Genomic DNA, 12,645 nt, shown 5'->3' with positions numbered 1-12,645 from the left:
TCCCAATTAAGTGTTATTTTAGTCTAACACTAATTAACACACAAATTGTATGGAATCATCAAGTAGAGGCAACGTGCTGATGAGAATATTCAGGTTCTACTACGATGGATTTAGGAATATGCAGTTGGGAAAGACGCTTTGGGCTATAATTTTGCTTAAGCTCTTCATAATGTTTGCTGTTATGAAGATTTTTTTCTTTCCGAACATCTTGAAAAAGAATTTCCGCAGCGACAAAGAGCGCAGCGAGTATGTAATTGAACAGCTTACGACACCTAAAAAATAGAAGAACTATGGAGAACATCGACGTATCATTGGTAGATTGGTCGAGAGCGCAATTTGCTCTTACTGCTATGTACCATTGGATATTTGTACCTCTCACCTTAGGATTATCGTTTTTGGTTGCCATAATGGAAACTTTCTACGTAAAGACTGGTGATGAATTTTGGAAAAAGACAACCAAATTTTGGATGACTCTTTTTGGCATCAACTTCGCCATTGGAGTTGCAACCGGCATTATCCTCGAATTTGAGTTTGGCACAAACTGGTCTAACTACTCCTGGTTTGTGGGAGACATCTTCGGAGCACCGCTTGCCATCGAAGGAATTATGGCCTTCTTCATGGAGTCGACCTTTATTGCCATCATGTTTTTTGGATGGAATAAGGTTGGGAAGAAGACCCACCTCGTATCGAGCTGGCTTACGGCCATCGGCGCAAACCTTTCGGCACTCTGGATTTTGGTTGCCAACGCCTGGATGCAGTATCCTGCAGGTATGACTTTTAACCCAGACACCGCGCGAAATGAAATGGCCAACTTCTGGGACGTGCTCTTCTCGCCCGTTGCCATGAATAAGTTTTTACACACCATTTCTTCGGGATATGTAACCGCCGCCGCCTTTGTTATTGGCATCAGCTGCTGGTATCTTCTAAAGAAAAGGGATATTGTATTTGCCAAGAAGAGTATTGTTGTTGCCGCCGTGTTTGGATTAATCACTTCGGTGTTTATTGCGCTAACAGGCGATGGTTCGGCAAAGCAAGTAGCCGATAAACAACCCATGAAGCTTGCTGCAATGGAAGGTCTTTACGATGGTAAAGCAAATGCTGGTCTTGTTGCATTCGGAATTCTAGATCACAGCAAGCAGGTTGGCGATAATAAAGATCCATTCCTGTTTAAAGTTGAGATTCCTAGCGCCCTTTCAATCTTAAGCTTCGGAAATTCGAGCGCCTACGTTCCTGGCATCAACGATATTATTAAAGGTGGCTACATGCACACCAATACCGAAGGCAATAGCGTCATTGCGCAATCAACCGAAGAGAAAATTGCCAGCGGTAAGGCCGCAATTACAGCTTTTGGCAACTATCGTAAAGCAGTTAAGGCTGGTGATACTACGCAAGCGGCCGTAGAAAAGAAGATCCTGTCGGATAATTTCAAGAACTTTGGGTATGGCTACCTAAACAATCCAAAAGAAATAGTCCCCCATGTTCCGCTAACCTTCTACACCTTCCATATAATGGTTGCGTTAGGATTTTTCTTCATCCTATTCTTCCTGCTTGCGCTTATCTTCGCACTTAAGGATACCATCACCAAGCAAAAATGGTTTTTGTGGGTTGGTCCATGGAGCATCCTGCTCGCATTTATCGCTTCGCAGTCTGGATGGATCGTTGCTGAGGTTGGACGCCAGCCTTGGGTTATCCAAGATATCATGCCTACCGTTGCCGCTGTTTCTCGCATCGATGCCAGCTCGGTAATGATCACCTTCTCGCTATTTGCAGCCATTTTCACGTTACTGCTTGTGGCCGAAATTCGCATCATGCTAAAGCAAATCAAAAAAGGACCAGAAGGAGGACATTAATATGGAAATTACATATACATTTTTACAGCAATACTGGTGGTTCATTGTATCGCTTCTAGGAAGCATCTTGGTTTTCCTTCTATTTGTACAGGGAGGCCAAACGCTCATGTTCCGAATTGGTAAGACTGACGAGGAAAAGACCATGATTGTTAACTCCCTTGGTCGGAAGTGGGAATTTACCTTTACCACTCTGGTTACCTTTGGTGGTGCCTTCTTTGCCTCCTTCCCTCTTTTCTACTCCACCAGCTTTGGTGGCGCCTACTGGGTATGGATGGCCATTCTTTTCTTCTTCGTTATCCAAGCGGTTTCGTACGAGTACAGAAAAAAACCGGGCAACTTCCTTGGCGAAAAAACCTACGAGGCATTTTTATTCCTTAACGGATTCTTCGGAACCATTCTGCTTGGTGCTGCCGTGGCAACCCTATTTACGGGAGGCAACTTCTTTGTAGATAAGATGAACCTTGCTAATATTGGAGCCCCAACCATCTCGCGTTGGGCCAACGCTTGGCATGGGCTAGAAGCCGTGGCCGATTACCGTAACGTTCTTCTTGGTTTGGCGGTATTCTTCCTTGCTCGTACGTTGGGTGCGCTGTACCTAATCAACAGCATCGATCATAAAACCATCTTCGAGCGCTCCAAAAAGCAGGTTCTTATCAATGCCATTCCATTTGTACTTACTTTCTTGGGCTTCCTTGCTGCCATTTTCCTAAGCAAGGGCTTTGCGGTTAACCCCGACACCCAAGTTGTATACATGGAGCCATACAAGTACTTCCTTAACTTCATTCAGATGCCAATCTTGCTGGTTATTCTGCTAGTTGGCGTAGTTTTGGTACTATGGGGCATCATCTCAACCATAATCGCTCAAAAAAATACTAAGGGAATCTGGTTTGCAGGACTAGGAACCGTACTTACCGTGCTGGCACTTCTGCTCAGCATTGGCTACAACAACACCGCTTACTACCCTTCGCAGGCCGATTTACAAAGTTCTCTTACTTTAGTAAACAGCTCTTCGAGCCCATACACGCTTAAGGCCATGAGCATTGTCTCCATTCTTGTTCCTTTTGTACTTGCCTACATTTGGTATGCTTGGCGCGCCATGAACAGGAAGCAGATTACCGCTCAGGAGATGAAAGATGAAACTCACACCTACTAACAATTAATGCGATGGAATATCTAAGCGAAATTCTTTGGTTCTTAAGCTGGCCGGTAATGATATACCTAAGCTACAAGCTAAGCGAGCTGGCCATACATAAGTTCGAGAAAAACCCTGCCGACAAGGCGAAGTAAACACCACGGGAGAAGCAATCCCTGAATCCGACATCACGTATTACAGCATACGTATAGTAAAAACAGAAAGGCCCATAGAGCAAACTCTATGGGCCTTTTAAATATCCTTGCACCGCATTAGGCGTGCGGCCATACTTCTTCGAGTATTTTTGTTTCCTACTTCGTTTTTCTGATGCTTTGTTCCCTTTGCAGCTGCCTCTCTAGCTATCGGGTGTAGGCCACTGCCGTTACCACGGCCGACGGTCCCTCGCCATATCCTCTAGTTATGCTTACCTTTTTGATTAGCAGCACCCGCACAGCCGGATCATTCTTAAACGCAATCTCCTTTAGGTTATCAATTGCCATTCGTTCTAAAAAAGAGTTGGTGTAGGTAAAGCTTTCGTACCCAACATAGCGTCCCTCCACCTCTGCTATCTCCCGATAAATCTGCACATCCTCATCCGAGTTCGTAACCTTGATTTTCGAAGCGCCTTCACTCAATTTTCTTTTAAAAACTTGGTTTGGATACTTCTCCACCCGCCCATCTTTGTAGAAAAGCGAGGTGATATTAGTCTTTTGTGTCTTTTGTCGATATCTTTCTCCCTCTAACGAGTAGGTTACATACTCCTTATCTACCTTACGAATGTTTACACGCACGGTATCTCCCCAAATAAAGGCAATCATATCAGATGTTAGCCTTTTAGGTGGCGAAATACTTAACGAATCTTGTGCCTGAACGCCTACCCCCGAGAGCAGAAGTAGGAAGAATAGGTATAGGTTAATAGTGCGTTTCATCCCTTAACAAGTTTTGCATAAAAATATAAAAAAAGAGGTAACTCAAAAACCCTTTATGCCTTCGCAAAGCCCATCAATGCAGTATATTTCGACATTTGTGGCTTTGCAAAGCCATTTGTTGCGAAAAATTTACCCGTTGTAGCCCATGCTAAGCCGTTTGTCGTAAAAAAGGCACCGATTTCTCGGTGCCTCGCCCTATTAACCTAACGCACTAAGCCATCACCTTTTTGTTTACTCGCTCGGTAACAAATTGGCTTAGTACACCACTCAAATCTGGCTTGCCTATTTCAGCCAAATCGTAGTAAACGCGTGTACAAGGCTTCTTAATGTTTATGATACGCTGTAAATCAATCGGCGTACCTATTATTACAGTGTCGCAGTTTGTATTGTTGATTGTTTCTTCCAAATCCTTGAGCTGCTGCTCGCTGTAACCCATTGCTGGAAGTATCGCGCCAATATTTGGATAGATTGCGTAAGTTTCCTTAAGCTTTCCAACGATATATGGACGTGCATCCACCTCTTCCGAAGCGCCAAACTTGCGTGCGGCAACGGTTCCGGCTCCAATTTTCATCTCCCCGTGGGTTAATGTTGGACCATCCTCTACGATTAGGCAGCGCTTGCCTCTGATTAGCTCTGGGTTGTCTACCTGAATTGGCGATGCGGCATCTACAACAATTGCGTTGGGATTTACTTTACGGATGCTCTCGCGTACGGTTTGAATTCCCTCTGGCGAGGCAGAATCCATCTTATTGATAACAACTACCTCGGCCATGCGAAGGTTTACCTCGCCTGGATAGTAGCTTAGCTCGTTGCCGGGACGGTGTGGGTCGGCCACGGTAATAGTTAGGTCTGGCTTGTAGAAGGCGAAGTCGTTATTTCCACCATCCCAAAGGATAACGTCGCAGCCATCTGGATCGTTTTCTGCTGCCCGGAGGATAGCTTCATAGTCTACGCCTGCATAAATTACGTTTCCTCTAACTACGTGAGGCTCGTACTCCTCCATTTCTTCTACCGTACACTTATGTTTTTTAAGATCTTCAACCGTTGCAAAGCGTTGCACCTTTTGCTCTACAAGATTGCCGTAAGGCATTGGGTGACGAACGGCCACAACCTTCAATCCCTTTGCCATTAAATACTCTACCACCTTACGCGATGTTTGAGACTTGCCGCATCCGGTACGGGTAGCAACAACGGCAACCACAGGCTTCGTACTTTTAATCATTGTTTCCTTTGGTCCGAGTAGCATGAAGTTGGCGCCATTGGCATTAACAAGCGCGCTCATTCCCATAACCTTATTGTAGGTTACATCGCTGTAAGAGAAAACGCAATCGTCAGCTTTTAGCTCCTTGATGAGCTTAGGAAGATCCTGCTCCTGATGAATTGGAATACCTGCGGGATAAAGTTTTCCTGCTAGCTCTGAGGGGTAAACTCTTCCATCGATATCGGGAATCTGAGCAGCGGTAAATGCAACTACATTGTACTGCTCATTATCCCGAAAAAAGGTGTTAAAGTTGTGAAAGTCTCTACCGGCGGCACCGATAATAATAACATTTCTTTTAGTCATGGTTTTATCCTCCTTACAATATGTTTTAAAAAGATTCCTAAATGTAAAAATTGTTAACCAAACACCAATATTTTAACGCACATTTTTTAATCAAACCCCTCATATTTTTTTTCACCATACGATGTCGATCCAAATATGTTCGATGTAGTCTTAAAGCTATCGGCTGATTACCATGCTTAGTATCGAATAAAAGAAAACATAAAAACACCCGTAAAATACGTATACGCCTGTTTTCATAATACGTAATATGTACTAACTACTTTAGCTTATCAATACATATACGCCCTTGATGTTGCTTTTGATTTGATGAGCGCGCCCCATGCTGCCGCCTGCATGGAAGCTGCAGCAGCGCCTGCTACGGCCAACCTACCGCAATACGCCCAAAACAGCGGCTGGGTGACCAATTTTTAATACCGCGCTGCAGGATATAGCTGCTGCGTGCCCATTGCTTACCCTCCGCCTTAATCCACGATGGGCTACGAGTAGTATTTTTTATATGATAACGATGATTCTAAAGTGCCCGCACCCCATGCCAGCTCAACAGCAGGCAGCGAAAAACAGCTCGGACAATTTGTCCTATCCAATTGCCGCACCACGGCATAAAACCTAAGCTAAAATCTACTACAAGCACATGCCAATATGTCAGTTTAGGCGTATACCGAAGAGGAAGACGCCCACAAGCTGCTCCCAGTAGCCGTAAATAGAGCATACAAGAGCCATTACCAGTACGCAGCTCACAAAACTTGCTCGTGCATCACCATTTTTTACAACTACCTGCAGCCCTACAAGCCATAGCTTACCGCTAGCTAACTATGCTACTGCGCTGCAGCTCCACTTGCAGCACAAACGTGTTGTTTTGGTTGATAAAAATCCGCACCGCCTCCGGATTGTAGCCAAACATCGATACCAGCGCGGTATAGCTGCCATCTTCCATCGTTCGGCAGTAGGCAAGACCGTTAGGCGTGGTTACTTTTTTGTACGCTAACGCTTCGGCAAGATCAACCTCAGCGTTTCCGGCCTTTAGGTTATCAAAAAGTAGCCCCTTCTCGTCCTTGAAAATTTGAATGCTTGCGTTGCTTAAGGGGTTTTGCATCTGGCTGTCGACCACCTTCATTCGGAGGCTTAGCCCGCCCCGCTTTTGATGGCGCATCTGGGATCGGATGGCGGCATACTCCTGGTAAACGGCCTCATTGTTTGCCTTGGCGGCCAGCATGTGGACATCTAACAGCCGTAGTTCCTCCTTTAATTGCTGTATTAAGGTTACGGAAAACTGCCGCCCCAACCCGAAGCTAGTGTTGTGCTCTCTTTTTTCGGCAAAGCACCTCGATATATTATCGGCGGCACTGGTAAGGCGCTCCACGTCGGCATCGGTTATGCCCTGCTCCTTTAGCGCCTCCATATGCTGCGCTGCCAAAGCCCTAATGCTGCTGCTTTTTTCCAGCAGCTTGTCGTCGCGAAGCTTAAGCAGCGATGTTTTTGTCATATGCGCCACCCCCTGCATCTTTTTATCCGAAATTTGAAGCGCGTACGACTTAAGATGGGTACCGAAAAGAAAAAGTTCTCCGAGCAGCTCGCTTCGCAGCGCCCGCCGCTGCGCGGTAAAACAGTGCTTGCTGCCTGCAAGGTAGGGTTGTGCGCTATCTGTTGTGCCTAGCAGCATTTCTATACGCCCCACCGAAAGCCTAACACCTGGATTGCTGGCAATTTTTGCATCGTACGTTGCAATGGCTACTACCCGCTTACAAAGGTCTAAGGTTGTCCTCATTCTTCGTTTCATAAGCTCCCCTTTTTTAGGATTCCTACTTCCGAGCATTGCCCTTACTGCAAGTATTAGCTTCGCGTCCTCGTTTCTGCATCAGTTGCCGTTAATACCAAGGCCTTTTGCTCGAATTACTTACTACTAGTAACTTCCGACTATCTCATTTTGTTTGATTATATCCCTTTTTTCTTCATCTCTTTACACATAGTACCTATTTATTCGCTCACCCTGCTCATTTATATATTCACCTGCCTCACTTATTTATAATATCAAACCATTTATTTTATGCACCTGCTCATTAATATTCTATACTGGCTCTCCTCTTTATGCTTCTTTTATATTTACTCGAGCAGCTATACCGTTTATATATTCACTTCATCCATTTACTTATACACTCGTATCATTTATTTTTTACCAGCAAGTTCAAAATAGCACACTAACTATTGTTTTTCAACACATTACAACACACCAACCTCATTTATAGTCATTGTAGAGTCTCTAACCTCCACCCCAACGCTACATACGGCTCAACCAGATAGCTCGTTATCTAAAATTTCGCATTCGTAGCCCAATATTAGCAGGTTGTAGGCGTAACCACGTAATATTTAACGCCATAAAATTCTCCTTTTTTCGATGCAATACGCTAACTTTACAAAAAAAGTTAACGCAATACATAGTAGCTACCATGACATCATTTTACAGTGCAGAAGAGCTGGCAGAATTGGGCTTTAAGTCGGTTGGAAACAACGTGCAGCTAAGCAGAAAGGCAAGCCTCTACGGTATTTCGAGAATCTCCATCGGAAATAACGTGCGCATCGACGATTTTTGCGTCCTTTCGGCGGGTAAAGGCGGCATCGAGATTGGCGATTACGTGCACATTGCCGTTTACTCCTCCATCATGGGCGAGGGAAAGGTTACCTTCGAAGATTTTTCGGGCATCTCGTCGCGGGTGGCCATTTACTCGAGCAACGACGACTATTCGGGCAACTTTTTAACCAACCCAACCGTTTCGTCGGAGTACACCAACGTAAAACATGCCGACGTTACGCTTTGCAAGCACGTTATTGTGGGTTCCAACTCCATCATTCTTCCTGGTGTTACCCTTGGTGCGGGCTGCGCAGTAGGCGCCATGAGCTTAGTTAACCGCGATTGCGACGAATTTTTCATTTACTCCGGAACGCCAGCCAAAAGGCTCAAGGAACGAAGCCGAAACGTCCTCGATTGGGAGCAGAAGCTACGTGCAGCCCTCGATTAGGGGAGAAATTTTATCCCGGTGCCTGCTGATTTTACGCCAGCAGGCCAAAACAGCACGCCCGTACCGGCTGCCTTTAAACCTTTCGCCACTTTTTCCGTTTCGATACCTAAAAATAGGCCATGAATTTTGTTGGACACATCTACCTCTCGGGCGAAAATGAGAAGCTTGCCATTGGCAACTTTATTGGCGACTATGTAAAGGGCCGAAAGCACGAATCGTACCCCGACGAGGTGCAAAAAGGCATCCTCATCCACCGCGATATCGACGCCACGATGGATGCTCACCCCGCCTTCTTGGCTACGCGCGAGCTTTTCCGCAAAGATTATGGCCGATATGCCGGTGTTATTGTGGATATGGCCTTTGATCATATACTTACCAAGAATTGGAACGACTGGCACCCTACCCCGCTTCGCCGCTTTACCCGAAACTTTTACAAGATCCTCATAAAAAACTTCCGGGTGCTGCCTACACCGGTTAAGGAGTTCCTGCCATTCATGATACAGAGCAATCGGCTCTACTCGTACTCCAATCTTAAAGGTATCGAAAAGGCGCTTTCCATCATGTCCACCTATACGTCGCTTCCGGACAACCATCAGCAGGCAATAATGGTGCTGAAAAGCCATGAAAAGGAAATCGCCCAACACTTTTACCAGCTGCTGGGCGATCTGTCCGTATATCTTAATAAGAAGTATGCGCTACCAATAAATGAGCTGGCGGCTACTCAAATCGCGAAGAGTCAAATTTCAGAAGAATAAAGAGCAACATCGTAAACGACCATAACGACGAACCTCCGTAGCTAATAAACGGCAACGGAATCCCAATTACGGGCGCCAATCCGATGGTCATGCTCACGTTTACGGCAAAGTGGAAGAAGAATATCGCGAGTACGCCGTAGCCAAATATCCGTGCAAAGGGCTCCCTTTGCCTGTCGGCAATAAGCATTATGCGAAATAATAGCAGCGTAAACAATCCAACAATAACCAGCGATCCTACAAAGCCCCACTCCTCGCCAATTGTGCAGAAGATGAAGTCGGTGCTCTGTTCGGGCACAAAGTTGTACTTGGTTTGCGTTCCCTGAAGGAATCCTTTGCCAATTAAACCTCCCGAACCGATGGCGATTTTACTTTGGTTCACGTTGTAACCCCATCCCAACGGATCGCTTTCTATTCCGAGCAGATCGTTAATACGCTTCTGCTGGTGAAGAGCTAGCACCTTATGAAAAACAAGGTCAACCGAGTAGTTTACCCCTATCGAGCCTATTACAATAACGATAACCAGCCAAAGGCGCTTGATGTGGCGCGTAAAGCTAAGCACCAGCATTACCAATGCGGCCAGCACCGACCAGCCTGCAATGGCATAGTACAGCTCTATTGGGTAGCCCAATGCCTCTGCAATAAAGTATGTGCCCGCCGATAAGGCCGCAATAGCCAGCGCAATAGACGCCGCAACGCCGTTCCGACGGTACACGTAGCCCGAAAACATCAACGCTCCAACCGTTAAGGCAATTACTATGTAAACCTTATCAAACAGCAGCGAAAATATGAACAGAGCGGCGGTCGAAATGGTAACGGCCAGCACCCATCCGGGCATTCCTTCCTTATATAGTAGGATAATAAGCGCTCCATAAACAAGCGTCGATCCTGTATCGGGCTGAAGCATGATTAATGCGGCAGGAGGTAGCAATACGGCAGCCACTTTTAGGTATCCGCCAAGCGTATTGAGCACAAAATTGTGCGCGCTCATCACCCGCGAGAGCAACAGCACGGTTGCCACCTTGGCAAACTCGGCCGGCTGAATCTTTAAGCTTCCCAACTCGAACCAAGCGCGCTGCCCGTTAACCTCCTTTCCCAATACTAGCACCAGCAGCAGGAGTAATATGGTAAATCCATAAAAAATTTCGGAGAAGGCGTAAAAAAGCCGCGTATCCAGCAGCATTATCACAAGCGCAATAACGAATGCGGCACCAATCCAGATCATCTGAACGCCATACTTCTGCGTAACATCGAATATGCTTGCATGCTCCTCGTTGTAAACAGCCGCATAAATATTCAACCATCCAAAAAATACGAGGAATAGGTAGATAAATATGGTCGTCCAATCGAGCTTTCCTGTTATTGTATTATTTTTTCTCACCGCTCACTACTTTTGGAGTTGGATTTCGCTTTACACCGGGGAATATTTGCCTCTTTTGAGGTGCCACCTCCTGTTTTACAGGACGAATGAACTGATTTTTTTGAGACTGAGCACGCTTTATCGAGTCTTCACGCTCCTTGCGGGCCTTCATCTTGGCGTCGTACTTTGCCTTTTGGGCTGCAAATACCGCCCTGATATCGTTTGCCAAGTTCAATGCCGTAACTCTCTCCTCCAATGCAGGTCGAGAAACGCTATCCTTCAGGTATTTTTCCATCATCAAGCTGGCAATTGGCGCCGCGTAGGTGGCTCCAAACCCTGCGTTCTCCACGTAAACGGCAATGGCAATCTTCGGGTTGTTCATGGGGGCAAACCCAACAAACACCGAGTGGTCTTTTTTCGTTCCGGTTGGATTTTGAGCCGTTCCAGTCTTTCCGCAAACCTCTAAGCCGGGGATGTCTGCTATTCGGGATGTTCCGCCCGTAGCCGACATGCGCATACCCTGCACTACGGTGTTAAAGTGCGACTGGTCGATGCTCACGTAATGCTTTTCCTTAAATCGCTTATCAATTTCGTGCCCCTCAATTCCTTTTACTACGTGAGGGATATAGTAGTAGCCTCGGTTGGCTATTATTGATGTCATGTTGGCAAGCTGTAGCAGCGTAACCCCAAGCTCTCCCTGTCCAATCCCCATCGAAACGATGGTATATCCGTTCCATCTTCCCTTGTGCAGCTTGTCGAAGTAGCCCGCACTTGGTACAATCCCCGTCTTTTCGAACTTCATGTCGGAATTGAGATGGCGTCCCAAACCAAATTCGTTTAGGTACTTCGTCCAAACCTCGTACGCGTGGTGCGACGAACCGTATTTGGGATGGTTAATCATGGTTACAAACTCGCGTGCATAAAAGGTGTTGCACGAAACCTGTATCGACCCTAGCACATTTACGGGCGAGTAGTGGGCGTGGCACTTAAGCACCCGGCCTCCGTAGGCAAAACCGCCGCCGCAACCCCAGCTGGTATTCTCGTCAATAATCCCCTCCTGCAAACCAATTAGCGCATTAAGCAGCTTAAAGGTCGATCCGGGAGGATACATCGCCTGCGTTGCCCTGTTAAACATTGGGTTTAGCGGATCGAGTGCCAATCTAGCCCAGTTTTTCCTTCTATTTCGTCCTGTTAAGTCGGTTGGGTCGTAATCCGGACTCGACACCATTGCCAAAATCTCCCCAGTCGAAGGTTCGATGGCAATAATGCTCCCCACCTTATCCTTCATCAGCTTTTCGCCGTAATTCTGTAGCTGCGCATCAATCGAAGCTACCAAATTTTTTCCCAGTATGGCAAGCGTATCAAAACGCCCGTTCTGGTACGATCCTTTAATCCTATTGTGCACGTCAACCAACGAAATGGTAACGCCTTTTCTTCCTCTCAAAACCTCCTCGTACCCCTTCTCTAGCCCCGATACGCCAATGTAGTCTCCCATTTTGTAGTAGGAATCCTTTTGGATGATAGCGTCGTTTACTTCGCCAACATAACCGAGCAGATTGCCGGCCATGCGAAGCGGGTAGGTACGCAACGTACGTGGTTGAACGAAGAATCCGGGAAATTTGTAAAGCCGTTCCTGCAAGGTTGCATAGGTAAATGCAGATACCTGCTTGGCAAAAACGTAAGGGCGGTAGTAGGAATCCTTCTTTGCCGCCTTTATAGTTGTTCTGATCTGGTCTATTGGCATTGCAATAATGCGGCTAAGCTCCAGCGTATCGAAACTTTTTAGCTGCTGCGGAATTACCATCAAATCGTAGGCTGCCTCGTTGCATACCAGCAGCTCCCCTTTACGGTCGTAAATCAAACCGCGCGATGGATACTGGGTGATATAACGCAGCACGTTATTGGAGGCGGTAACCTTGTAGGACGGATCGACAACTTGAATATAAAAAAGACGCAAGATGATTGCCAGTGAAACTACGGTAATCATCATGCCAATAACATACTTCCTATTGAAGCTTCCACCTATCATTCTATAACCTCTCCT

11 protein-coding genes are annotated in these 12,645 nt (G+C 46.2%); 6 read left to right on the top strand and 5 right to left on the bottom strand.

Annotated elements, in window-relative coordinates; all coding sequences use genetic code 11:
- Positions 1–49 precede the first annotated feature (49 nt).
- From L990_RS09355 to L990_RS20515, 4 genes are read left to right on the top strand one after another with little or no spacing between them, the layout of a single operon-like run.
- On the top strand, positions 50–283 hold the full coding sequence (locus L990_RS09355; RefSeq protein WP_047447995.1) for a DUF4492 domain-containing protein: 234 nt from the start codon (positions 50–52) through the stop codon (positions 281–283).
- 7 nt (positions 284–290) lie between these two features.
- Positions 291–1,850: a cytochrome ubiquinol oxidase subunit I gene (locus L990_RS09350; RefSeq protein WP_047447992.1), complete on the top strand. Its 1,560-nt coding sequence runs from the start codon at positions 291–293 to the stop codon at positions 1,848–1,850.
- 1 nt (position 1,851) lies between these two features.
- The gene (gene cydB, locus L990_RS09345; protein WP_047447990.1) at positions 1,852–3,003 is read left to right on the top strand and encodes a cytochrome d ubiquinol oxidase subunit II; all 1,152 of its coding nucleotides are present in this window, start codon (positions 1,852–1,854) and stop codon (positions 3,001–3,003) included.
- Between the two features lie 11 nt (positions 3,004–3,014).
- On the top strand, positions 3,015–3,137 hold the full coding sequence (locus L990_RS20515) for a hypothetical protein (protein ID WP_262480646.1): 123 nt from the start codon (positions 3,015–3,017) through the stop codon (positions 3,135–3,137).
- A gap of 204 nt (positions 3,138–3,341) precedes the next feature.
- On the opposite strand, the gene L990_RS09340 is transcribed toward L990_RS20515, so the two are convergent.
- From L990_RS09340 to L990_RS09330, 3 genes are all read right to left on the bottom strand, one after another.
- Positions 3,342–3,911 (bottom strand): hypothetical protein, encoded by a 570-nt coding sequence (locus L990_RS09340; protein ID WP_047447987.1) that lies wholly within the window; start codon positions 3,909–3,911, stop codon positions 3,342–3,344.
- Between the two features lie 211 nt (positions 3,912–4,122).
- The gene (locus tag L990_RS09335; RefSeq protein ID WP_047447985.1) at positions 4,123–5,475 is read right to left on the bottom strand and encodes a cyclic 2,3-diphosphoglycerate synthase; all 1,353 of its coding nucleotides are present in this window, start codon (positions 5,473–5,475) and stop codon (positions 4,123–4,125) included.
- 802 nt (positions 5,476–6,277) lie between these two features.
- Positions 6,278–7,252: a hypothetical protein gene (locus tag L990_RS09330; protein ID WP_156121479.1), complete on the bottom strand. Its 975-nt coding sequence runs from the start codon at positions 7,250–7,252 to the stop codon at positions 6,278–6,280.
- Between the two features lie 667 nt (positions 7,253–7,919).
- Between L990_RS09330 and L990_RS09325 the strand changes: the two genes are divergently transcribed.
- Complete coding sequence (locus L990_RS09325; protein WP_047447981.1) at positions 7,920–8,489, top strand: acyltransferase; 570 nt, start codon at positions 7,920–7,922, stop codon at positions 8,487–8,489.
- Between the two features lie 119 nt (positions 8,490–8,608).
- Positions 8,609–9,244, top strand: a complete 636-nt coding sequence (locus L990_RS09320; RefSeq protein ID WP_052180880.1) for an ACP phosphodiesterase — start codon at positions 8,609–8,611, stop codon at positions 9,242–9,244.
- Here L990_RS09320 and rodA read toward each other — a convergent pair.
- Together rodA and mrdA are read right to left on the bottom strand one after the other, a co-directional pair.
- A complete protein-coding gene (rodA, locus tag L990_RS09315) occupies positions 9,207–10,622 on the bottom strand; it encodes a rod shape-determining protein RodA (protein ID WP_047447979.1) in 1,416 nt (471 codons plus the stop codon). The genes L990_RS09320 and rodA overlap by 38 nt on opposite strands.
- Entirely contained in the window at positions 10,609–12,630 is a 2,022-nt protein-coding gene (gene mrdA, locus L990_RS09310; protein ID WP_081981661.1) for a penicillin-binding protein 2, read from the bottom strand. The genes rodA and mrdA overlap by 14 nt, the downstream gene beginning before the upstream one ends.
- Between the last annotated feature and the right edge of the window lie 15 nt (positions 12,631–12,645).

It is taken from the genome of Alistipes sp. ZOR0009, from assembly GCF_000798815.1.
Taxonomy (GTDB): domain Bacteria; phylum Bacteroidota; class Bacteroidia; order Bacteroidales; family ZOR0009; genus Acetobacteroides.
Note: the sequence above shows the minus strand (reverse complement) of the source record. Positions and strands in the feature narration are given on the sequence as shown.